Genomic DNA, 23149 nt, shown 5'->3' with positions numbered 1-23149 from the left:
CAATGTTGTGTCAGGAATAGAAAATCGTGTCCGGTCCCACTGGCGCTATCCTTGCGGGCGTCCTATATTCGGATCGGCGCTCTGCGCCTCACGACAGGAGAGACATATTCCCCGGGGCCTTAATAATCCCTTAGGGAGCTGTCCCTGGAGAGGCCCGTGGGCTTCTTCATACGGCGCCCACCTACTTTGTAGGTTCCCGGGATCGACTTCTCCATCGGTTGTGTGGACGCCACTGTTTCATCCCGAGCCGGTTAGCCGGCGCCTCATGAAATTATTGCCTTGCAAACCCAACTCCCCATCAAAGAACTGAAAAAAGCACTGCGCCTTGAAGCGCTGGCGCGGCGTGATGCTTTGCCCGCGGACTATCGCAGCAATGCTTCCCTGCAGATTGCCGACCATGGTCTTCCCGCGATTGCGCTATCGCCGGGAGAAATCGTATCGGGTTTCTGGCCGATCCGTTCTGAAGTGGATCTGCGCCCTTTGCTTTTCGCGTTACGCGATAAAGGAGCGCGGCTTTGCCTGCCGGTTATTGTCGACAAGCAAACGATCATTTTCCGGGAACTGGTCAAACATATGCCGATGATCGAGACCGGGTTCGGAACTTCAGGTCCGCACGAAGATGCGCCTGTCGTCGATCCTACATTCATGCTTGTGCCACTGGCGGCTTTTGACGAGCGAGGCCATCGCATTGGCTATGGTGCGGGCTACTACGACAGGGCTATCGCAAGATTGCAGGGGCTGGGAGTGAACCCCAGGCTGCTTGGCATCGCCTTTGATTGTCAAAAGGTTGAAACGGTGCCCGACGAGCCCCACGATGTGCCGCTCGAAGCAATCTTGACGGAAAGCGGGTTGCGCAGCTTTGGCAGTATCGATAAAGCCAATTGACGAAATTCAGGATGCTTGCGTGAGATTACTTTTTCTTGGTGACATGGTGGGTCGATCCGGCCGGACGGCAGTTTACGAACAACTGCCCGGTCTGATTTCCGACCTGAAACTCGACTTCACTATTGTCAATGGTGAGAACGCCGCTGGCGGCTTCGGAATTACCGAGGAAATATTCCACGATACGATCAATGCGGGCGCCGATGTTGTTACCACCGGCAACCATGTGTGGGACCAGCGCGAAGCTCTGATCTTTGCAGACAGGGAGCAGAGATTTCTGCGTCCTGCAAATTTCCCGCTAGGTACTGCCGGAAAAGGCTCGGGCGTTTTCCTTGCCAAGAATGGCGCGCGTGTTCTCGTCTCCAATATTATGGGCCGGGTTTTCATGCACCCCGATCTGCATGACCCTTTCACAATTGCCGAAGAAATACTCAAAGCATGCCCGCTGGGCGAGCAGGCGGATGCGGTGGTCTTTGATTTTCATGCGGAAGCGACCAGCGAGAAGCAATGTTTCGGGCATTTTGTCGATGGCCGCGCCAGCTTTGTCGTTGGAACGCACACTCATGTGCCGACAGCTGATGCGCAGATACTGAATGGTGGGACGGCGTACATGTCCGATGCGGGCATGTGCGGCGATTATGATTCATCGCTTGGCATGGATAAGGAAGAACCACTGAACAGGTTCCTTTCCAAGGTGCCGAAAGGCCGGTTTGAGGCGGCCAGCGGTAAGGCTACAATATGCGGCGTGGGGGTAGAGATTTCCGACAGAACAGGACTTGCCGAAAAGATTGCGCCCTTGCGTATCGGCCCGCGGCTTGAAGAAACAATTCCCGCATTCTGGAAATAAGTTGACGTTTAGTTCCGTACACTCCTAGTGGAGTGAATTTGGCATTTGCCACTCAGCCAGGGCGCAAGCTCCGAGCAAATGCCAATTTCGAAAACTCTACTAGAAACATATACTTGCTAGTGGTCTTATGGGTTTTGACATTTGCTGCGAGCTTGATCGAACCAGGATGCAAATATTAAATCCCGACCACCAGGTCACACATGAAGTTTGCCCATCCGGTCATTTAACAAGGGACATACGACCCCATGGAAACCTTTCTTTCTCATTTTGATTTCATCTATCAGCCAGCCGGTCTCATAGCGCTTGTAACATTGGTTATAATGGAGGTCGTACTCGGGATCGATAATCTGATCTTCATCTCCATCCTCACCAATAAATTGCCGAAAGAGCAGCAGGCCCGCGCCCGTCGCCTCGGTATTGGTGCCGCGCTGGTTTTGCGCTTGGCGTTGTTGTTCACTATTTCGATTATCGTCCAGCTTACCGAGCCGGTTTTCGAGGCTTTCGGACATGGTTTCTCATGGCGCGACATAATTCTTATTGCCGGTGGCCTATTCCTCGTGTGGAAAGCAACCAAGGAAATTCATCATACGGTTGATCATGAAGACGCCAAGGATGATGTTATTGGTCGCAAGGTTACGCTCACGATGGGTGCTGCCATTGGCCAGATCCTGCTGCTTGACCTGGTGTTCTCTGTGGACTCTATCATCACGGCAGTGGGCATGACCGACGAAATCGCCATTATGGTCATTGCGGTTCTGGCCGCTGTTACCGTCATGCTTTTTGCTGCTGAACCACTGTCGAAGTTCATCGCGAACAACCCGACAATTGTAATGCTGGCACTAGGATTCCTGCTGATGATCGGTATGACACTGATTGCTGACGGGTTCGGCTTCCATGTGCCAAAGGGCTACATCTATGCGGCCATGGGCTTCTCGGCCCTTGTCGAGGCGCTCAACATGTTTGCGCGCCGCCGCAAGCGCTAACTATACTCAACCTTATCGGGGAAATGTGAAATGACACAGACTAATCCTGCCCAAGCCTTCGTACCCTTGAAGCTTGCCGAACGCTCTCTTGGCTCTCAGGCCTTGGCCGTTCTTATCGGTACAATGTTTCTGGCCGTGAGTTCATGGATATCCGTACCAATGGTTCCTGTGCCGGTAACAATGCAAACCTTTGCTGTCACCATGGTTGGTGCACTGTATGGCTGGCGTTTGGGCGGCATTACCGTGGTCGCCTGGCTTCTCCAGTCCTTTATTGGGCTACCGGTTCTTGCCGAAGGAATGCCCGGCCAGATAGCGTTCGCAGGACCAACGGCAGGCTATTTGTTCGCCTTTCCTGTCGTTGCTGCAGTGGTTGGTTTTCTGGCCGAACTCGGCTTTACCCGCAACCCGTTCATTTCGGCTATCGTCATGCTTCTCGGCAACGCACTTTGCCTTGCGGTCGGCGGCTTGTGGCTGGCTGGTCTTTTCGGGGCTGAAGTGGCTTGGACTTCCGGCGTTGCGCCATTCATTCTTGGCGGTGTACTCAAATCTGCACTGGCAGCAGCAACGATTGAAGGTATCCGTCGTTCGGGCATTCGTTTGCTTTGACGATAAGGCTTCGTCCGCACCACCTGCTTTGCATGCTGACCTATGTCGGTAAAGGCTATAGCCAGGCCTTTATCGATAATTACGACAAGGTTATCGCGCGGCTTGCGGGAGGTGAGGAGATATTAATCGGGGAGGGGCCGGACGAAATTTGCCAGCCCCTTCTCGAAACTGATGAGCCACATTGTTACAATCCAAGCGTTATCGAGCGTGATGTGCAAGCGTTGCATGATGTGGGCGAGCTACTTGGCCGGGAGTTGCACATAGGGGACCGCCTCGCGATCAAACTCCCCACACTTCAAAAATTTCATGAGGCTTTCGTTGCCGGGATAACCCGAACGGCCTGCGGCGGATGCGAATGGTTCGAACTTTGTACTGCCGTGTCGACAGACGGCTATGCCGGTGTAAAACTGCGCATCGCTGAATGAATTCTGGCGGTGCTGGACGGCGAGGCTGTTTTTACTTATAAGGGCCCCCATTCCAAAACCGCAGACAAGCATGCAGGGGTGCCATGGCAGGCCATTCACAATTCAAGAACATCATGCACCGCAAAGGGCGTCAGGACGCCGTGCGGTCGAAAATCTTTTCCAAGCTGGGGCGCGAAATCACTGTCGCCGCCAAGCAGGGTCTGCCAGACCCTTTGATGAATCCGCGTCTGCGTCTGGCTGTTCAAAACGCCCGTGCGCAGTCAATGCCGAAAGACAATATTGAGCGAGCCATCAAGAAAGCTGCAGGCGGCGATGCCGAGAACTATGAGGAAGTGCGCTACGAGGGTTACGGCCCGGGCGGCGTTGCTGTCATCGTCGAGGCGCTGACCGATAACCGCAACCGCACAGCTTCAAATGTACGCGCTGCTTTTACCAAGGCTGGCGGGGCATTGGGCGAGACAGGGTCTGTGGGGTTCATGTTCAACCGGGTAGGCGAGATCACCTACAAGTCTGAAGTCGGCGATGCCGATAAAGTCATGGAAGCGGCTATCGAAGCTGGCGCCGAAGACGTTGCAAGCGATGAAGAAGGCCATGTCATCATTTGCGCCTTCGAAGACATTGGCGATGTTTCGAAAGCTTTGGAAGCAGCTTTGGGTGAAGCGGAATCAATCAAGCCTATCTGGAAACCGGCGACAACTGCGCCAGTTGATGAAGAGAAAGCACAATCGGTCCTGCGTTTGATCGCAACCCTTGACGATGATGACGATGTTCAGAACGTTTATGCGAACTTCGAAGTCAGTGACGAAGTTCTGGCCAAACTAAGCGCTGCCTGATTTCAACATTTGAAAAAATCAAAAACCTGCCGAACGTAAGTCCGGCAGGTTTTTTTATGTGCAAAGATCAGTTGACGGGACCGTCGCCGCCAAGTGTGCTCAAATCCGACTTTTCGGTTACACCGGTAGCGCGATTAACCAGTATTGTAACGACCCATAAACCCACGCCTATCGCCACGAGAATGCCGGCGATCTTGTACTGAACCGGGTCGCGACCCGTCCATGGACCGGCAAAGAATGCGCAGGAAATAGCACCGATAACCGGAAGGAATGTCGGGGTGCGGAAATGGTCGTGATCGACCTTCTCGCGCCGCAAGATCAGCACTGCGATGTTGACGACTGTGAACACGAACAACAGCAGCAGTGCGGTCGTTCCGCCGAGCGCCGGAACTTCACCTACAAACATGATGAGGCCGAAAGCCAGAAGCGTTGTGAAAGCAATCGCAAGATAGGGCGTGCGACGTGTCGCGTGCACTTTGCCGAAGAGAGGTGGCAAGACGTGCTCGCGGCTCATGCCGTAAACAAGACGGCTCGCCATCAACATATTGATCAAGGCACTGTTGGCGACGGCGAACATTGTGATGAAGCCGAAAATCCACAGAGGGAAATTCGGTGCTCCGGCCTGTACCACTTTCAGCAAGGGCGTTTCGCCTTCACCAAGATCGGCAGGCGAGACCAGCGTGATGGCAGAAATCGAAACAAGTACATAAATGATGCCGGTAATTAACAGGCCCGTCAGAAGGACTTTCGGGAAGATACCTGACGGGTTTTTGCATTCTTCCGCCATGTTCACGGAATCTTCGAAGCCTACCATGGCGAAGAAAGCCAGTGTGGTTGCGGCCATAACCGACCAGAAAATACTGGAGTCAGGCGAAGTGCCAAACTGGGTGATGCGGGAGACGTCGCCCTGTCCCAGGCTTATGGCCCACAGTCCGATGAATATAATGATCAATAGGCCCGTGAGTTCAACCACGGTGAGCACGACATTGGCTTTCACGCTTTCACCAACGCCGCGGAAATTGACAATCGCGACCAGTGCCATAAAGCCGAGGGCAACGAGAGAAATACCGATGCCGGATTCGAGATTGAGTTGGAACGCGCCTGACAGGTTCGCTGCAAATGCGCGGGAGGCTGTTGAGGCCGAAGTAATGCCAGAGCACATGACGGTAAAGGCAACGATGAACGTGATGAAGTGAATACCGAAGGCCTTGTGCGTGTATAGCGCCGCACCGGCTGCTTTCGGATATTTTGTCACCAGCTCGAGATAGCTGAATGCGGTAACCACCGCAACGACGAAGGCAATCAGAAATGGCAGCCACACAACGCCGCCAACCTGTTTTGCAACTTGTCCTGTCAGGGCATAAATGCCTGTGCCGAGGATATCGCCTACAATGAAAAGAAGGAGGAGCCACGGCCCCATTACCCTATGCAGACTTGGTTCAATCGTTGCGCCAGCTGCTTTACCGGCTCCGGAAGTCACGTCGGTCATTGCATGGTCCCTCCCTATGCACGCTGATATGCCCGGGAAAAGCTATTGGCGAAACAGCAGCTTGTCAAACAGCGGGGTTATACGCGGCGACGGCTGCCATCAGTCCTGAACTTGGCGAGTCGAGAGGCCTTGGGCCTTTCGTAACAAGATGGGCTGCACCCATCATGGATGCCTGCGCCAAGGCAACAATGTCGGCTCCGGCCTCATATGCAGTGTCCGCCGCTTTAGCGATTTCTGCGTAATATGCGGCATGATCGCCTGCCAGAAGCAGATGCCAGATATCAGGAATCAGGCGGACTTCAACTTGTGCGCCGGTCTTGGAAACCGCTTGTTCAAAAAGCTTTGTCGTTGGCTCGACTGTGGTATCCAAGGCGCAAAGGGCCACTACCAGCCCACCATTGCAAACAGCACGCTCTGCCAGTGCCGCATCGACACGCAGGACTGGAACTTTGCTCGCGCGGACTTGTTCGACTGAGGGACCAAGTGTGGAACAGGTCAGTACCACCACGTCGGCGTTTTCGGTAAGCGCTTGCAATGACGCTGCTGTCTCCTGGGCGACGATGGCTGTCAGTTTGCCTGCCTCGCGTGCAGCGTGCAAAAGATCGGCGCGTACGGTGTGAACAAGCGTCCCCGCTGGAAGGCCGATTTTCACGCCGGCCTCTTCAAAACCCGCAATGTTGCTTTCGGCAGTGTGAAGCAGGGCAATCTTCATGGCTGTTCTTCCTCTGGAAAATCCACAAACAAAAACGGCCCCGCAGAGCGGAGCCGTTTCGTAATGCCATAAAGGCAAAAAGAATTATATGCCGAGATTGCCGAAGCGTGTCTTGAACTTGGAAACGCGACCACCGCGATCGGACAACTGTGCGTTGCCGCCGGTCCATGCCGGGTGTGTGGATGGATCGATATCGAGGTTCATCGTATCGCCTTCCTTGCCCCATGTGGAACGTGTGGCGTATTCAGTGCCATCGGTCATGACGACTTTGATGTTGTGGTAATCAGGATGAATGTTGGCTTTCATCGGTATAGTCCTAAACTGGAGGGCGTAAAACTGGAGCCACTATCTTTGTGGTGGTTCCAGTCGGAAGCCGATTGTTAAAGATGAAGCCAAACGCCACAGGGACTGCAGACGGTTGGGGCTTCCAAAACTGTTGGCGAGCCTATACATCAGCCTTCAAGCAATAACAAGGCCGTCTGGCTGCAAAGTCGCGAAAGCGATGTTAGGAAATCTATTAATGGCCGATTCGGCTCAATCTGACCTTGAAGAGACAGAAAGAAAGCGCCGCTCGCTAAAGCCGCTGAGCCGGGTTTTCCCTTACATGTCGCGCTACAAGGGCATGCTGGCAGGGGCTTTGATCTCCTTGTTTCTCGCCGCCGTGACGACATTGACGCTTCCGCTTGCGGTGCGCCGGATGATCGATCATGGGTTCTCCGGCGCCAATGGCGTGTTCATCGATAATTATTTCGGCATGCTCGTCTTGCTTGCGGCGTTGCTCGCGATAGCCTCAGCAGGGCGCTACTACTTTGTCATCACACTTGGTGAACGAATAATTTCGGATCTGCGCCGTGATGTATTCTCGCATTTGACCACGCTTTCCCCGGCTTTCTTCGATGGTACCCAGTCCGGCGAGATTGTCTCGCGTCTCACGGCGGACACCACACAGATCAAATCTGCGGTGGGTGCAACTGCATCCATTGCTTTACGCAATCTGATCCTGGCGCTCGGTGCCATCTTCATGATGGTGATTACCAGCCCGAAACTTTCAAGTCTTGTGATTGCCGCCATTCCGGTCATCATTATTCCGTTGGTCGCATTCGGACGCTCGGTTCGACGCCGTTCACGCAGGGCACAGGACACGCTTGCCAATGCTACCGCCTACGCCAGCGAATCGATTGTCTCCGTGCGGACGCTGCAAGCTTTTACCAACGAAGCCTTGGCGACTTCCCGGTTTGGTGGAGCAGTTGAGGACGCCTTTCTGGCGGCCCGCGCTTCGGTCAAGGCAAGGGCAGTGCTGACTGCTTTTGCAATTTTCATGATTTTTTCCAGCGTCGTTGCCGTACTCTGGTTCGGCTCACGCGATGTACTCTCCGGTGTCATGACGCCTGGTACACTAGGGCAATTCCTGCTCTACTCGGTCTTTGCTGCAGGTGCCTTGGGTGCACTTTCGGAGGTATGGGGTGAGCTGTCACAAGCCTCTGGTGCTGCCGAGCGACTGACGGAAATTCTCAACGAGCAACCTGCAATTGCAGCACCGGCCAATCCGGTTGCCTTGCCGCAGCCTTCCATCGGTTCCGTGAGCTTTGATCAGGTGCAATTCAATTATCCAGCGCGGCCGGATGCCCCGGCTCTAAAAGGGCTGAATTTCGCCATTCAACCCGGCGAGACTGTTGCCATTGTCGGTCCATCCGGTGCCGGGAAAAGCACGGTCTTCTCGCTCCTGCTACGCTACTATGACCCTGTTTCAGGAAGCATCAAGGTTGATGGCATCGATATCCGTCATGTCGATCCTGCAGATTTGCGGGCTCGCATCGCCATTGTTCCGCAGGATACGACAATCTTTGCGGCAACGGTCGGTGAGAATATCGGCTTCGGCCGTCCGGGCGCAAACGACGCTGACATAGAGGCCGCAGCAAGGTCAGCCTTGGCACATGATTTTATTCAGGCCCTGGATCACGGTTATGCGACGCAGGTTGGAGAGCGAGGAGTTACGCTTTCAGGCGGGCAGCGCCAGCGATTGGCGATCGCCCGGGCGATCCTGCGCAACGCTCCCATACTGCTGCTTGACGAGGCGACCTCAGCCCTGGATGCCGAGAGCGAAATGCTGGTTCAGAAGGCGCTTGATCACTTGATGGAAGGACGCACAACGCTGGTGATCGCTCACCGATTGGCAACGGTTCTAAAGGCTGATCGTATACTGGTAATGGAGAATGGCCGTATAGTAGAAGAAGGTTCGCATCAGGCGCTTGTGAAGAAAAACGGCATTTATGCAAATCTGGCCAAATTACAGTTTGAAGCAGGGGCGGATGCTTTCAAAGGTGCCGCTGAGTAACGTATTGTTATTTGAGCTGAACCAAGGCTCAGGTTGGAAGGTATTGGGGGGACGGAAATGATTGCAAATATTCTGACGGGATTGGTTGCGCTGCTCCACGTCTATTTCATGTATCTTGAAATGGTGGTCTGGGACAAACCGCAGGGCCTGAAAACATTCCGGCTTACGCAGGAGTTCGCTACTGCTTCAAAAGCGCTGGCTATGAATCAGGGCCTTTACAACGGCTTTCTGGTCGCTGGCCTGATTTGGGGCCTGTGGCTGGGCGAAGGCGGCTTCGCCATCAAGGTGTTCTTCCTTGGCTGTGTGCTGGTGGCAGGGCTGTTTGGCGCTGCAACCGTCGGCCGGAAAATCCTTTACGTACAGGCTTTCCCGGCCCTTCTGGCACTATTGGCCACCTTGTTTGGAATTTAGCGTTCAGTAAGTTTCAGCTCGATGCGGCGGTTTCGCGCGCGCACTTCCGGAGTTTCGCCGGGTTCCAGCGGTTGGAACTCGCCAAAACCTGCTGCGACAAGCCGGTTCGCCGGTACGCCGTTCGCAATAAGGAACTTGACCACTGAAATTGCACGGGCCGAAGAAAGCTCCCAATTATCCTTGAACTGGCCTGTGCCGGACAAAGCAATATCGTCCGTGTGTCCATCGACGCGCAAAACCCAGTTTATGTCGTCTGGAATTTCCTTTTGCAGGTCGATCAGAGCAAGCGCCAGCTTCTTCATTTCCTCTGAGCCAGCCGGGTTCAAGACTGCCGCACCTGACGGAAACAGCACTTCGGACTGGAAGACAAAGCGATCACCAACGATGCGGATATTCTCACGATCTGACAGTATCTCCCGAAGACGTCCGAAGAAGTCGGAACGATAGCGGTTCAGTTCCTGCACACGCTGGGCCAAAGCGACATTAAGCCGTTTGCCAAGATCGGCGATCTTCGCATTGGACTCCTTGTCCCGGGATTCAGAGGCGTTCAGCGCTTGTTCGAGTGCGCCGATCTGTCTGCGCAGTGCGGATATCTGCTGGTTCAAAAGCTCTACCTGTGAAAGTGCCCGGGCGCTGATCTGCTTCTCGTTTTCAAGGCCGGTGGATAGCTCGCTTATCTTGCCTTCTGCCGCAGCACCCGCGCCTGCACCTTGGGACAGCAATGATTGCAACCGCGATTGCTCGCTTTGTGCATTGGTCAACGAGGCTTGCAGGTTGGCAATGGTGTCTTCCAAGTCCTGTTTGTTGCCCTGCTCAAGCGAGAGAAGCTGCGTGAGTTCATTGATCTGGGAATTAAGCCGGTTGAGAACTGCATCCTTGCCGGTGATCTCCTGACTGAGCAGAAACTGGGCAAGTACAAACACCGACAGCAGGAACATGATGGACAGGAGCAGCGTCGACAGGGCATCGACGAAACCCGGCCAATAGTCGACGTGACGGATGGGGCGGCGTTTGCGACCAAGGCCCATCTTCAGTTTGCCTTGTTGCTACGTTCGATAGTATCGCCGAGTTTGTCGAGCGTTTTGCGAATGGCCTTTTGCTCGTCTGCCTGTTTTTCAACCCAGTCACGCATTATCTGTTGTTCTGCCCGCATATTCTTGACGAGGCCTTGGATACCCTCTGCAAGGCTGGCCAATGCCGCTGTCGTGCGCTGGCTGGAACCGCCCGTCTCCTGAATATTCTGCAGGCGTTCAGACAGCGCGCGCAGTTCATCGGATGTGCCGCTGCTGGCTGCGTCGAGTGCATGAATATCTGAACCAAGATCAGTTACACTGGAGAGCCAGTTCTCAAGCTCGGTGTAGAAACGGTTTTGAGCGCGTCCGGCCTGAAGGTCCAGAAAGCCAAGGATCAGTGAGCCGGAAAGACCGAAGAGGGAGGAGGAGAACGCCGTACCCATGCCGCGTAGAGGTGACTCAAGGCCAGCTTTGAGCGAATCCAGAACACTGTTTGCGTCACCTACTCGTGGATCGAGCGATTGGATGGTCGTTCCGATGGAACCGATCGTTTCCAGCAAGCCCCAGAATGTTCCCAGAAGGCCGAGAAAGACCAGAAGGCCAATCAGATAACGCGAAATATCCCGGGTCTCATCCAGTCGTGCGGCGATGGAATCGAGCATGGAACTCATTGCGCTTGTGGAAAGCGCCATTGATTGACGCCTGCCGATCAATGCCCGCATTGGTGCGAGCATGACAGGCCTTGCATCCGGGTCGTTATTGCCCTTCCGGAAGGAATTGACCCAACGCACTTCCGGAAACAAACGAATGACCTGACCGAAGCCAAGAAGGATGCCGACGATCAGGACGCCTATAATCAGACCGTTCAGGCCGGGGTTCGTAGTGAAGAATCCGGATATCTGACGATAGAGAATGGCACCAAGAAATGCGACGATAATCAGGAAGATCGCCATGGACAGCAGTACGAACCTCGGGCTTGAGAGCCGGTATGGATCGTAATCATCGTGGTCCAGACCTTGGCGGGTCGAACTGAAATCAGCCATCGTATCGTCTCCGCGGTTCGGTTAGCCGCGCAGATATGCACGTGCCAAATCGATTTCTGCGAACCCTAACCGAAAATGCGCTGCAAATGAAAGACGCAATAAGGCAACGATGGGACAATAAATTCCAATCGGATGGTCCAAATGGCGGGATAGATCAAACGGGCTTCTTGAGCGCCTTTACCAGAGCCTTCTGGATGGCTTCATTACCGGCAACGATAGCCTTGCTCTCGACAACATCCTGACCGCCATCGAGATCGGTAACGTATCCGCCTGCCTCGCGGATCATGATGATTCCCGCGCCGATATCCCAAGGATTCAAGCCGTCTTCCCAGAAGCCGTCAAAACGTCCAGCGGCAACATAAGCAAGATCAAGCGCTGCGGCGCCCATACGGCGAACACCGGATACTTCGCCCATGATATTACGCAACTGGAGAAGGTAATTACCGTGATCGCCGCGACCCAGATGAGGAACGCCTGTGCCGATGATGGAGTCCACCAGCTTTGTGCGTCCTGAAACGCGCAGGCGGCGGTCATTCAGGAATGCCCCGCCACCACGTTCGGCGGTATAAAGCTCATCCATTGCCGGATTAAAGATAACACCGGCAACGATCTGCCCCTGACGTTCGAGCGCAATGGAAACCGCGAACATCGGAATACCGTGGAGGAAATTGGTGGTTCCGTCCAGAGGATCGACCAGCCAGCGATGCTGACCATCGGAGCCTTCGACGGCGCCTGATTCTTCCATCAGAAAGCTGTAGTCCGGGCGGGCGCGTTTCAGTTCTGTATAGATGATTTCTTCGGCCTTCTTGTCGGCCTGGCTGACATAGTCGCCTGGGCCCTTGAGGGACACCTGCAGGTTCTGTACTTCGCCAAAATCACGAGCGAGCGAGCGGCCTGCCTTCATGGCAGCCTGAACCATCACATTGAGTATCGCTGAACGCGCCATTCGACTTACTTTCTCCGTAGTATAAAATTAGAGCGGCAACACGATTTCGAGGTGTTGCCGCTTATGTCCGGTCTTAGTCAGCCCGGCGAACATATGTCAGTTCATTGGTGTCGACGATGATACGCTCACCGGACGAAATGAACGGTGGCACCAGAACGCGAATACCATTTTCGAGGACAGCAGGCTTGTAGGACGATGCAGCCGTCTGTCCCTTCACGACCGGGTCAGCCTCGGTGATCTCAAGCGTCACATAATCCGGAAGCGAGATACCGATGGGGCGCTCATCGTAAAGTTCAACAGTAACCATCATGCCGTCCTGCAGGAACGCGGCGCGATCGCCAACGAATTCTTTCTGCAATTCAAGCTGTTCGTAGCTGGCGGTGTCCATGAAAACCAGTGCTTCACCCTGTTCGTAGAGGAAGGAAAAGTCTTTCTGCTCGAGGCGAACTTTTTCGACTGTTTCCGCTGAACGGAAACGCTCGTTCAACTTTGTGCCGTTGATGAGGTTCTTCAACTCGACCTGATTATAGGCGCCGCCTTTGCCGGGTTTGACATGGTTGGTTCGGACTGCGACCCAAAGTCCGCCATCATGTTCAATCACATTGCCAGGACGGATTTCATTACCGTTGATTTTCATTTGTCTATCCGGATTGAAGTTGTGAGTTGGCGCCAACATGAAAAGCGGCGTCCAATAATGGCGCTCCAAGACCACAAATTCGCGCAATAGGCAAGTGAAAGCACAAAAACAGCGCTTAGAGCAAATTTTGCTCATATCGAGTCATTCTGTTTCTCGGATGACGAGACAACCCATGCGGAAGGGAGCGAGGGTGATGTTTATCCATCGGGCGAAGCTGCCTGACAAAGTGGTTGGCCGTCAGCCGGAAACCTGAAACGCCGGGTGATTTTGGGCCCAATTCATCGGGCATAATCTCGTCTGATGGGCAAACATCGGCGTCGTTTAATCCCTCGACCTTGTCCACAAATTCTCTCCGGCAGAATAGTTCTATATGAGCAAAACTTGCTCTAACGAAGCTTGTTTGCCTCAGTAATTGCGGCTTTCATCTGATCATCATCCAGCCCGTCCATAAAGGAATTCAGGTCGGGATCGCTCAGACCGGCACGTCTGGCAACGATATACCAAGCCGCTGCTTTGATACTGTCACCTTCCACACCCAAGCCATCGCGGTAGAGTTTTGCCAGCCGTGCCTGTGCTGCAACATTGCCGCCTGCTGCTGCGCGGCGCATCCAGCCAAAGCCTGTCTTATAGTCACGCTTGCCGCCACGGCCCTCAACGAGCCACGTTCCAAGATCCATCTGTGCCGTGTCGTACCCCTTGATGGCTGCCCTCACGAGATATTGCCGCGCCTTGGTTTCATCCTTTTTTACCTTGAGCGTGCCGTTGGCCAGGATTTGGCTGACTGCATATTCGCCATCGGGCAAGCCCTTTTCAGCAGCTTGGAGAAACCAGGGATATGCGTTGTCCAGCCCGGTTTCACCCGGATGTTCCTGCATGAGGATCTGCCCGAGGTTGAATTGTGCAGCAGCATTCCCGGCATTGGCGGCTGCTTTCATCAGTTCCTTGGCTTTTGCCGGGTCTTTGGTTGCATACTTGCCTTGCAGCAAAATGCCTGCGTAACGGAACTGTGCCTCCGGCTGACCCTGATCTGCCGCCTTTGCATACCATTTGGCTGATTCAGCGAGGCTTGCCGGAACGCCCAGACCTCGGGCGAGAATATCCGCGACCAGAACCTGTGCCGTCGCATCGCCGGATTCGGCACGTGGCATCGCCAGATTATATGCAGTCTTATAGAGACCGCGCTGATAGGCGCCAAAAGCCTCGTCCTCTGCGCCTTTGCCAAAACGCGTCGGATTGATGGGGTCGGTAACGGGGGTGCCCAATGGTTTTGGCTTATCCTGTTTGGGCGTTGTGTCGGGCGTTTCAAGAGGCGCCGGTGCAGGATCGGCTTGTTTCAGCACGGGGCTCGTCGCGGTTGGCGGCGTGTCTGTCTGTTGGGCAAGGCCAAGCGATGCCGGTATTACCGTCAGCGCAGAGGCCAGGATAAGAAGAGCAACACGCTTCAATGCCATTAGTCCCGCTTCACTTTCATTATTTGCCGTCTTCGAATGTTGGAGCGTGCTCATCAAGCAGGCGGTTGGCTTCCTTGATTGCCGCAGCAGGATCGGCGCTATCGAAGATTGCTGCACCCAAGGCAATAAATTCCGCGCGCGTCGTGACCGCATCCGGAATGCTCTCGAGCGTGTTTCCCGCCTGAATGATGCAAGGGATTTCAACCATTGATGCCCACCAGTCGGCCAGGTCGATATTACGCGGATGCGCTTCCGGTTTGTTGTCAGCGCCGATTTTGCCAAAGAGCACGTAATCAGGTGCGGCTTCGCCAATTTCGAGCGCCGTATGCCGGTTTTTGATATTTCCGGTGCCGACGATCAGCTTTGGCGAAAGTCGCTGAATATTTTCTGTCAGCTCGGCAACCGGGCCTTCAAAATGCAGCCCATCGGCTTTGACGCGCCCTGCAATCTGAGTGTTGCCGACAATAATTGCAGCAGCACCAAAATTCTGAATCAATGGAACAACTGCTTCGGCCAAATTCTGGAACGTGGTCTCGTCCATTTCATAGGGCGGTAACAGTACTGAAGCCACATCGCCGCCACCTAGCGCTGCGCCAAGTTTCGCTGCAAGCTCGTCGGCGTTATCTGCGTTTGGTGCGACCAGAACGATACGGCAACGCTGGGGGATCGATTCGTTGTTCATTTGTTACCCTGACAATCGTTCATCTTTAACTGTTAAATCGTGATCGAATTCGGGCATAAAGGATGGTGGGAGCTTTGAACAGACCCCCTGCAATTTGTGAAAACGGCGTTTTCAGTTTTTCCGGTGGCTTTCAAGAGAAAGCATTTCTCAATTTCTCCGATCGGGATTAAGACGAAAGTCTCCTCCTCACGGGTCTTCCTGTCATGTCCGATCTTTTGATGAACCCATGGTTCTATGCCGCTGCCGTGCCAGCGACCATCCTCATAGGATTGTCGAAGGGTGGGCTTGGTGGTGCCATGGGACAAGTTGGTGTGCCGCTTATGGCACTGGTCATGCCACCGGTGCAGGCAGCGGCAATCATGCTGCCGATACTGATCATCATGGACGTGGCCAGCCTTTGGTCGTGGCGAGGGTATCGGGATGCAACAACGCTCAAGCTCATGTTGCCGGGCGCTTTGCTTGGAATAGGGATCGGCTGGCTGACGGCTTCAATTGTGACTGACGACATGGTTAAACTCATTGTCGGGCTGGTCGCGATCATCTTTTTTGCGCGGTATGTTTTTGCAAGTGCAGAACGTCGGGCCAAGGCGCAACCGCACAATGCTGCATCGGCGACCTTCTGGTCCGCCATAGCCGGGTTCACAAGTTTTGTCGCTCATGCCGGTGGGCCGCCCTATCAGGTTTACGCGCTTCCGCTGCGGCAGGACCCCAAGGTTTACAATGGTACCAGCGTGATATTTTTCGCGGTGGTCAATGCGGTAAAGGTCATCCCTTATTTTGCTCTGGGCCAGTTCGATACAACGAATCTTCAAGCTTCTGCGGTCCTTATGCCGCTTGCGCCACTCGCTACTTTTGCAGGTGCCTGGATCATCAAACGCATGCGTCCGGAAGTATTTTATCCCTTCATGTATGGGATGATCCTGCTCATGGGTCTCAAGCTAACTTACGATGGAATCGTCGCTTTGTTATATTCTTGAACCAAAGTTGATCGGCAAAACCGCAACTTTTGCCTTAGGTAGACATTATCAAGTCACAACTACCCCGAATGAGTCGCTCCCAACGAGGCAGGGAACGCAATGCTTGCTTGGTATTGACAGGAAACGGTGAACTTCATGACACAGACCCAGATAAAACAGCGGGATACCCGCATTGATGTTTTCCGGGCTTTGGCGCTGCTGACCATTTTCATTAACCACATCCCGGGTACGATTTTTGAGCATTTGACTCATAAGAATCTGGGATTTTCGGATTCTGCAGAAGCATTCGTGCTGATTTCGGGCATTGCCGTAGGCTTGGCCTATGGTTCCAAGTTTGAGCCTGGCAATCGCTTGCTGATGTCATTGAAAGCTTGGCGGCGTGCGGCGACGCTTTACAGTACGCATATTCTGACCACGGTTGCTACGCTCGCGATTTTCTGTGCTGCCGGGCTTTATCTGAAGCGTCCCGAGTTTATGTCATTCATCAATATCGGACCGTTGATGGATCAGCCTGCAAAAGCCCTGATCGGCCTTGCCACGATGGGCCATCAGCTTGGATACAATAATATTCTTTCCATGTACGGCGTCCTGTTGCTGATGCTGCCACTGTTCCTGCTGATCGGTAGCGTGAGCCTTAGCGCAATGGTTGGCGTTTCAGGTGTGTTGTGGCTGCTTTCGGGCATCTATCAGATTGCCCCGCCAAACTACCCGACAGATGGCGTTTGGTTCCTCAATCCGCTGTCATGGCAGTTCCTGTTTGTGATCGGTATTGCGGGAATTATGCATGTGCGCCGCGGCGGGACTATTGCCTTCAACAAGTATCTGTTCGGACTGTCTGTCGCCTATATTCTGATAGCGCTGGTCTGGGTTCGCTGGCCACTCTGGGGTGTTGATACGTCGCTTGGCCTGCCAATGGTCGTAACGGGATTTGACAAGACATTCCTGTCGTTGACGCGATTGGCCCATGTTCTGGCACTGGCCTATGTCATTGTCTCGGTGCCTTCGATTTCCAATCTGGCGCGCACGGCACCGGATCATCCGCTCGCAATCCTGGGCAAGCACTCATTGCCTGTGTTCGTGGCTGGTACGATTCTCGCCATGGTTGCGCAGGTGGTCAAGGTGATGAACCCGGGCGGTTTGCTGGATGATACACTGCTGGTTGCAAGTGGCGTAATGGCACAGTTCGCTTTGGCCTATTATCTCGAGTGGCTGCCGCGCATCGGTTGGGGTGGACGTCCTGTTCAGAAGCCCGTGCCTTCAAAGCCTGCATTGGTCAGCAAGACTGTTTCGGCAGCTAGCCTGAAGCCTGCTACAAGGGCCGTCATGTCCTGAGCATGGTAAGATTTAAAGAGCCCGCAGCAACGATTGCTGCGGGCTCTTTCTTTTCATAGGAAGAAACAACTGGCACCCGCCGACAAAGCTAAGTTAAGCTCGTCCCATTATTCTGGGAGGCATAATGTATGGGTGGTATTTTTGAGCAGAATCTTGATCGCAACCCGGCGAACCATCAGCCGCTAACGCCGCTGTCTTATCTGGAACGTGCGGCGCGGGTCTATCCCAGCCGAACCGCCATTATCCATGGCCCACAACGTACAGATTATGAGACCTTTTATAGAAGGACACGCCAGCTAGCCTCAGCGCTTGCAGCGAGAGGTATTGGCAAAGGCGACACGGTGACGGTGATGCTTTCCAATACACCGCCAATGCTGGAGGCGCATTTCGGAGTGCCCATGACAAAGGCCGTGCTGCATTCGTTGAATACGCGGCTGGATGCGGCGATCATCGCCTTTCAACTTGATCATGCCGAAACGAAGATCGCGATTGTTGATACCGAATTTTCCAAAGTATTCAGCGAGGCGCTGAAGCTGGCAAAGGTCAAGCCGCTTATCATCGACTTCAACGATACCGAGTATCCCGACGATGCGCCTCATGCGCAGGGGCCACGTATCGGCGAACTGGACTATGAGGCTTTTGTACAGAGTGGTAATCCGGACTATGCCTGGTCAATGCCAGATGATGAGTGGGACGCAATTACGCTCAATTATACATCTGGTACGACAGGGAACCCAAAAGGTGTTGTTTATCATCATCGCGGCGCAGCATTGATGGGTTATGGCAATATTGTTGCATCAGGACTGGGACGCTATCCGGTGTATCTCTGGACGTTGCCAATGTTTCACTGCAATGGCTGGTGCTTTCCATGGACCTTGGCGTTGCAGTTTGGAACGCATGTCTGTCTACGATGGGTGAGGGCAAAGCCAATCTTTGATGCGATTGCCGATCATGGCGTCACACATCTTTGTGGCGCTCCCATTGTCATGTCGACTTTGATCAACGCCAGCGAGAACGAAAAGCGTACATTCCCACAGACCGTATCATTCAATACGGCTGCCGCGTCACCGCCTGAATCAATCTTGGCCGGAATGGCGGATGCCGGTTTTGAAGTCACGCATCTTTATGGGCTGACGGAGACCTACGGACCTGCCGTGGTGAATGAGTGGCAAGACGAATGGGACGAGCTTGACTCTCCATCCAAGGCTGCGCGCAAGGCCCGCCAAGGTGTTCGCTATGCGTCGCTGGAGGGATTGGCTGTGCTTGATCCTGAAACAATGAGCCCGGTACCGGCAGATGGTGAAACTATTGGCGAAGTCATGTTCCGCGGCAATATAGTTATGAAAGGCTATCTTAAAAACCGGCAGGCGAGCGACGAAGCTTTTGCAGGCGGGTGGTTCCATTCGGGTGATTTGGGTGTGACCTATCCCGACGGCTATATCCAGCTCAAGGATCGCTCAAAAGACATCATCATCTCAGGTGGTGAAAATATCTCATCCATTGAGGTCGAGGACGCGCTTTATAAGTTCCGGGGCGTCGGCGTCTGTGCAGTCGTAGCATGTCTTGATGAAAAATGGGGTGAGACACCCATGGCGTTTGTGGAAATGAAGCCGGGACACACCGCGACAGCTGAAGAACTGATTGCACATTGCCGGGGCTTGCTGGCTGGGTTCAAATGTCCAAGGCATGTGGTGTTTGAGGAAATACCAAAGACATCCACCGGGAAAATCCAGAAATTTGAGCTGCGCAAGCGAGCGCGGGAAATTCGGGGATAGCCGTCAGTGTTGGAGAGAACTGGTAGCTTTTTAGGCAATATTGTCTCGATTTGTCCCAGTTAACCATTCGTTAAGCATTACAATCTATAAATAAATCATCCAGTTTTCTGGATTCTTACCAAGTGGTTTGGCCACTTTGTTTGACGCCTCCCTGTTAGACTCCTGAGAGCCGCCTCGTTTTTGCGGCTCTTTTTTTATGTTTATATCCCCTGTTCATTTGCTGATCACCCTGCCGTTAACCCTTTATTAAGGATAAACTTGCGTCACTGTGCACATACGGGCAGGTTGCGGGGGAATACTGCCCGTCGGCCGTTGTGCTGTTCCGGCTCCTCATTCAGTAAGGAGCCACTGCTTTGACGAAATTGCGGATTGCGGCAGCGCATATTTTAGATGACAGGGCATATGATGGGTGAACAGGAATTCAAGGCAGACAACACGATCCGGCTTGCAGACCGGATGGTCCGCTCCGAAAGTTTCAATCATATCTACGATGAAGGAATGAACCTTGTTGAAGAGGCAGCCGCTTACCTTGACGGTGAGGGACGTGAGGCTGCGCGTCAACTTTCGAGGACTGCGGCCACGCTTTACGCTGCCGAATCGATGCGCCTGACCACGCGGTTGATGCAAGTTGCTTCCTGGCTTTTATTGCAGAGAGCTTCGCGCAGCGGCGAGATGACACTTGAACAGGTCATGTCAGAAAAAGCCAAGGTAAGACTTGATACGGATTCTGCTCCGGAGACAGTGGAGGGATGGGAAGAGATACCGCTATCCTATTGCGATATTGTTCATCGCTCACTGAGATTGCAGGCGCGTGTTCGTCAGATGGACGATGAAATCTATAATGATGGTGCGGGCATTGAGCATGATCGGTTCATGTCGACCAATCCTGTTTCCGATCAGATCAGCCTGCTGGCGACCGCATTCGGCCATCGCTAAATTTTCCAGTGTTTGTTTCTCTTTTGTTCACCTTTGTGCTGTCAAGATGAATGACACACAGATAAGGTTCGGCAATGAAAGAAGCGATTCGCATCATCGGTATTGATCCCGGTCTCCGCCGCACCGGTTGGGGCATCATTGAAACGTTGGGCAATTCACTGCGTTTCGTTGCATCCGGGACGATCCTTTCGGATGCCAAACTCGACCTCGCCTCGAGACTATGCCAGCTTCATGACGGGCTTGCGGGTGTCATTCATGACCATCAGCCCCATGAGGCGGCAGTCGAGCATACATTTGTCAACAAAGATGCGACTGCGACGCTGAAGCTCGGGCAGGCACGCGGTATTGCACTGCTGGTGCCTGCACTGGCAGGTTTGAAAGTTGCAGAATATGCGCCGAACGCTGTCAAAAAAGCCGTCATCGGTGTGGGTCATGGCGAGAAGAAGCAAATCCATATGATGGTGAAAGTCTTGATGCCGAAAGCGACGTTCGACACAGATGATGCAGCGGATGCCATTGCAGTGGCCATTTGTCATGCGCATCATAGACAGAGCGCAATCGGGCGCCTCTTAATCGAACAAAAACTGGCAGCGACGGCATGATAGGCAAGCTCAAAGGCACAGTGGATGAAATCGCCGAGGATCACGTGATCGTCGATGTTCATGGCGTTGGTTATGTCGTGTTTTGCTCAATCCGGACATTGTCCAACCTTCCGGCGGTCGGTGAGGCGGTGGTCCTTTTGATTGAGACCTATGTACGCGAGGATCTTATTAGGCTGTTCGGTTTCGGAACGGCTCTTGAACGCGAATGGTTTCGCCTGTTGCAGGGTGTTCAGGGAATTGGTGCCAAGGTGGCGTTGAGTGTGCTCGGTACCTTGACTCCATCCGATCTGGCAAACGCAATCGCACTGCGCGACATCCCGATGGTTTCGCGCGCTCCCGGTGTTGGCAAACGTGTCGCTGAACGCATCGTCACGGAATTGAAGAACAAGGCTCCCGCCTTTGCTGGTGAGGCGATGGGAACGATCGGCCTCAAACAGGAATTGGGTGAGGGCGTTGCGCCTGCGCCTGTGACCGATGCGGTTTCCGCCCTCACCAATCTTGGTTACTCGCGTGATCAGGCTGCCAATGCCATTGCCGCAGCTTTGAAGAATGCCGGCGAAGATGCGGACTCTGCAAAACTGATCCGCCTTGGCCTGAAAGAACTGTCGCGGTGATGCTGTTGTCTGAAAGCACAGTCTATGCGAGGACAGGCGCATGAGTGATGCAGGCCGTCTGATAACACCGGAAAAACGCGGGGAAGATCTCGATACTTCACTGCGTCCGCAAACCCTGGCCGATTTCGTCGGGCAGGCAGCGGCGCGTGCCAACCTCAAAGTGTTTATCGAAGCAGCGAAAACGCGCGGTGAGGCGCTGGATCACGTATTGTTTGTCGGGCCGCCCGGTCTCGGCAAGACGACACTGGCCCAGATCATGGCGAAGGAGCTCGGTGTCAATTTTCGTTCGACCTCCGGACCTGTGATCGCCAAGGCAGGTGATCTGGCAGCGCTTCTGACCAATCTTGAAGAGAATGACGTTCTGTTTATCGATGAAATCCATCGGCTGAATCCCGCCGTTGAGGAAATCCTCTATCCTGCGATGGAGGATTATCAGCTTGATCTGATTATCGGGGAGGGACCGGCGGCGCGATCGGTAAAAATCGATCTTGCCAAGTTCACGCTCGTTGCCGCGACCACACGGCTCGGCTTGCTGACAACACCTTTACGTGATCGTTTTGGTATTCCTGTACGGTTGAATTTTTACACCGTTGAGGAGCTGGAGCACATCGTGCGTCGTGGTGCCCGTATCATGGGCATCGGCATGACCGATGATGGTGCGCTGGAGGTTGCGAGGCGTTCGCGGGGAACGCCACGCATTGCAGGGCGCCTGCTGAGGCGCGTACGGGACTTTGCTATTGTTGACGGCAAGGACAAAATCGATCGGGAAACTGCGGATTCAGCACTTTTGCGGCTTGAGGTAGATAAGCTCGGTCTCGATCAGTTGGACCGGCGCTACCTTGCAATGATTGCTCATAATTTTGGTGGTGGTCCGGTTGGAATTGAAACAATTGCAGCGGGACTTTCGGAGCCGCGCGACGCTATTGAGGACATTATCGAACCTTACATGATCCAGCAGGGGTTTCTTCAGCGAACCCCACGTGGCCGCGTTTTGACGGCCAATGCCTGGAAACATCTTGGACTGACCGCGCCTGCCGATATTGTTCAGCAGCAGATCGCGCTTTTTCAGGACGATGAGTGATGAGCGGACTGGCTGGCGAGCTGACAGATGACGGGCACAGCATTGAGGCGAGGGTCTACTATGCCGATACGGATTTTTCCGGCATAGTTTATCACGCGCGTTATCTGGAATTTCTTGAGCGTGGCCGCACCGACTATCTGCGTTTGCTTGGTGTGCATCATACCGAGCTTGCGGAGGGCAAACTCGGGGAAAATCTTGTATGGATTGTGCGCCGTATGGAGATTGATTTTAAATCTCCTGCACGGATCGACGATATTCTGATCATTGAAACGCACACCGCTGCCATATCCGGTGCGCGCGTGAAAATGCATCAAACCATCAAGCGTAACGATGAATTGCTTATATCGGCTGTTGTTGAAGCAGCGATGATCAATAGCGCGGGGCGCCCGCGAAGATTTCCGGCAGAGTGGGTGAAGCTTTTCAATCCACGGGCATAAGTTTATGCCATTTATATCGATCAGATGCGTGAATCATAACTGATCCTTAACCATAACAAATCATGAATAAGGCTATGAAACAGGGCGTTTGGCGTTAACG

General features: G+C 53.7%; 25 protein-coding genes and 1 other RNA gene. 17 read left to right on the top strand and 9 right to left on the bottom strand.

Annotation, left to right across the window (positions count from 1 at the left end; translation table 11 throughout):
- Positions 1–75: 75 nt before the first annotated feature.
- The 7 genes from ssrS to ABKW30_RS00970 all read left to right on the top strand — a co-directional run bounded on the left by ssrS (position 76) and on the right by ABKW30_RS00970 (position 4576).
- A non-coding RNA gene (gene ssrS / locus ABKW30_RS01000) (6S RNA) lies at positions 76–232 on the top strand.
- Positions 233–279: 47 nt separating this feature from the next.
- The gene (locus ABKW30_RS00995) at positions 280–885 is read left to right on the top strand and encodes a 5-formyltetrahydrofolate cyclo-ligase (RefSeq protein ID WP_348596164.1); all 606 of its coding nucleotides are present in this window, start codon (positions 280–282) and stop codon (positions 883–885) included.
- Between the two features lie 19 nt (positions 886–904).
- Positions 905–1729, top strand: coding sequence for a TIGR00282 family metallophosphoesterase (locus ABKW30_RS00990; RefSeq protein WP_122083294.1), 825 nt, complete (start codon positions 905–907; stop codon positions 1727–1729).
- A gap of 245 nt (positions 1730–1974) precedes the next feature.
- Positions 1975–2712 carry a TerC family protein gene (locus tag ABKW30_RS00985; protein WP_008128127.1) on the top strand — a complete coding sequence of 246 codons (738 nt, stop codon included), beginning with the start codon at positions 1975–1977 and terminating at the stop codon, positions 2710–2712.
- Positions 2713–2742: 30 nt separating this feature from the next.
- A complete protein-coding gene (locus ABKW30_RS00980) occupies positions 2743–3318 on the top strand; it encodes a biotin transporter BioY (protein WP_348596163.1) in 576 nt (191 codons plus the stop codon).
- On the top strand, positions 3315–3743 hold the full coding sequence (locus ABKW30_RS00975) for a DUF1284 domain-containing protein (RefSeq protein WP_348596162.1): 429 nt from the start codon (positions 3315–3317) through the stop codon (positions 3741–3743). The genes ABKW30_RS00980 and ABKW30_RS00975 overlap by 4 nt, the downstream gene beginning before the upstream one ends.
- 83 nt (positions 3744–3826) lie before the next feature.
- Positions 3827–4576, top strand: coding sequence for a YebC/PmpR family DNA-binding transcriptional regulator (locus ABKW30_RS00970; RefSeq protein ID WP_348596161.1), 750 nt, complete (start codon positions 3827–3829; stop codon positions 4574–4576).
- A 67-nt stretch (positions 4577–4643) separates the two neighbouring features.
- Here the strand turns inward: ABKW30_RS00970 and ABKW30_RS00965 are convergent, their stop codons facing one another.
- The 3 genes from ABKW30_RS00965 to rpmE form a co-directional block, all read right to left on the bottom strand.
- Positions 4644–6065, bottom strand: coding sequence for an APC family permease (locus ABKW30_RS00965; protein ID WP_348596160.1), 1422 nt, complete (start codon positions 6063–6065; stop codon positions 4644–4646).
- Positions 6066–6129: 64 nt separating this feature from the next.
- Entirely contained in the window at positions 6130–6777 is a 648-nt protein-coding gene (locus ABKW30_RS00960) for an aspartate/glutamate racemase family protein (protein WP_348596159.1), read from the bottom strand.
- 84 nt (positions 6778–6861) lie between these two features.
- Complete coding sequence (gene rpmE / locus ABKW30_RS00955; RefSeq protein ID WP_348596158.1) at positions 6862–7083, bottom strand: 50S ribosomal protein L31; 222 nt, start codon at positions 7081–7083, stop codon at positions 6862–6864.
- 214 nt (positions 7084–7297) lie between these two features.
- Between rpmE and ABKW30_RS00950 the strand changes: the two genes are divergently transcribed.
- Together ABKW30_RS00950 and ABKW30_RS00945 are read left to right on the top strand one after the other, a co-directional pair.
- Entirely contained in the window at positions 7298–9112 is a 1815-nt protein-coding gene (locus ABKW30_RS00950; RefSeq protein ID WP_348596157.1) for an ABC transporter transmembrane domain-containing protein, read from the top strand.
- Between the two features lie 57 nt (positions 9113–9169).
- Positions 9170–9523 (top strand): DUF1304 domain-containing protein, encoded by a 354-nt coding sequence (locus ABKW30_RS00945; protein ID WP_348596156.1) that lies wholly within the window; start codon positions 9170–9172, stop codon positions 9521–9523.
- Here ABKW30_RS00945 and ABKW30_RS00940 read toward each other — a convergent pair.
- The 6 genes from ABKW30_RS00940 to ABKW30_RS00915 all read right to left on the bottom strand — a co-directional run bounded on the left by ABKW30_RS00940 (position 9520) and on the right by ABKW30_RS00915 (position 15295).
- Positions 9520–10551, bottom strand: a complete 1032-nt coding sequence (locus tag ABKW30_RS00940; RefSeq protein WP_348596155.1) for a peptidoglycan -binding protein — start codon at positions 10549–10551, stop codon at positions 9520–9522. The two genes, ABKW30_RS00945 and ABKW30_RS00940, sit on opposite strands and share 4 nt — an antisense overlap.
- A 2-nt stretch (positions 10552–10553) precedes the next feature.
- On the bottom strand, positions 10554–11579 hold the full coding sequence (locus ABKW30_RS00935; protein ID WP_348596154.1) for a MotA/TolQ/ExbB proton channel family protein: 1026 nt from the start codon (positions 11577–11579) through the stop codon (positions 10554–10556).
- Between the two features lie 154 nt (positions 11580–11733).
- The gene (locus ABKW30_RS00930) at positions 11734–12525 is read right to left on the bottom strand and encodes an inositol monophosphatase family protein (RefSeq protein WP_348596152.1); all 792 of its coding nucleotides are present in this window, start codon (positions 12523–12525) and stop codon (positions 11734–11736) included.
- 73 nt (positions 12526–12598) lie between these two features.
- Positions 12599–13162, bottom strand: a complete 564-nt coding sequence (gene efp, locus ABKW30_RS00925) for an elongation factor P (RefSeq protein WP_348596151.1) — start codon at positions 13160–13162, stop codon at positions 12599–12601.
- A 386-nt stretch (positions 13163–13548) separates the two neighbouring features.
- On the bottom strand, positions 13549–14613 hold the full coding sequence (locus ABKW30_RS00920; RefSeq protein ID WP_348596150.1) for a tetratricopeptide repeat protein: 1065 nt from the start codon (positions 14611–14613) through the stop codon (positions 13549–13551).
- A 19-nt stretch (positions 14614–14632) separates the two neighbouring features.
- Positions 14633–15295, bottom strand: a complete 663-nt coding sequence (locus tag ABKW30_RS00915; protein WP_348596149.1) for a thiamine phosphate synthase — start codon at positions 15293–15295, stop codon at positions 14633–14635.
- Positions 15296–15498: 203 nt separating this feature from the next.
- Here ABKW30_RS00915 and ABKW30_RS00910 point away from each other — a divergent pair, with 203 nt between their 5' ends.
- The 8 genes from ABKW30_RS00910 (at position 15499) to ybgC (ending at position 23049) form a co-directional block, all read left to right on the top strand.
- Complete coding sequence (locus ABKW30_RS00910) at positions 15499–16272, top strand: sulfite exporter TauE/SafE family protein (protein WP_348596147.1); 774 nt, start codon at positions 15499–15501, stop codon at positions 16270–16272.
- Positions 16273–16407: 135 nt separating this feature from the next.
- Positions 16408–17604, top strand: a complete 1197-nt coding sequence (opgC, locus tag ABKW30_RS00905) for an OpgC domain-containing protein (protein WP_348596145.1) — start codon at positions 16408–16410, stop codon at positions 17602–17604.
- Positions 17605–17732: 128 nt separating this feature from the next.
- Positions 17733–19379 carry an acyl-CoA synthetase gene (locus ABKW30_RS00900; protein WP_348596144.1) on the top strand — a complete coding sequence of 549 codons (1647 nt, stop codon included), beginning with the start codon at positions 17733–17735 and terminating at the stop codon, positions 19377–19379.
- A 390-nt stretch (positions 19380–19769) separates the two neighbouring features.
- Entirely contained in the window at positions 19770–20315 is a 546-nt protein-coding gene (locus ABKW30_RS00895; protein ID WP_348596143.1) for a DUF1465 family protein, read from the top strand.
- A gap of 74 nt (positions 20316–20389) precedes the next feature.
- Positions 20390–20917, top strand: coding sequence for a crossover junction endodeoxyribonuclease RuvC (ruvC, locus tag ABKW30_RS00890; protein WP_348596142.1), 528 nt, complete (start codon positions 20390–20392; stop codon positions 20915–20917).
- Entirely contained in the window at positions 20914–21531 is a 618-nt protein-coding gene (gene ruvA, locus ABKW30_RS00885; RefSeq protein ID WP_348596141.1) for a Holliday junction branch migration protein RuvA, read from the top strand. The genes ruvC and ruvA overlap by 4 nt, the downstream gene beginning before the upstream one ends.
- A 40-nt stretch (positions 21532–21571) precedes the next feature.
- Positions 21572–22612 (top strand): Holliday junction branch migration DNA helicase RuvB, encoded by a 1041-nt coding sequence (gene ruvB / locus ABKW30_RS00880; protein WP_348596140.1) that lies wholly within the window; start codon positions 21572–21574, stop codon positions 22610–22612.
- The gene (gene ybgC / locus ABKW30_RS00875) at positions 22612–23049 is read left to right on the top strand and encodes a tol-pal system-associated acyl-CoA thioesterase (RefSeq protein WP_348596139.1); all 438 of its coding nucleotides are present in this window, start codon (positions 22612–22614) and stop codon (positions 23047–23049) included. Before ruvB ends, ybgC begins: the two co-directional genes overlap by 1 nt.
- The last annotated feature ends 100 nt before the right edge of the window (positions 23050–23149 follow it).

The organism is Phyllobacterium sp. SB3 (genome assembly GCF_040009165.1).
Taxonomy (GTDB): Bacteria; Pseudomonadota; Alphaproteobacteria; order Rhizobiales; family Rhizobiaceae; genus Phyllobacterium.
The sequence above is the reverse complement of the archived record's forward strand: the minus strand, read 5'-3'. Positions and strand labels throughout refer to the sequence as shown.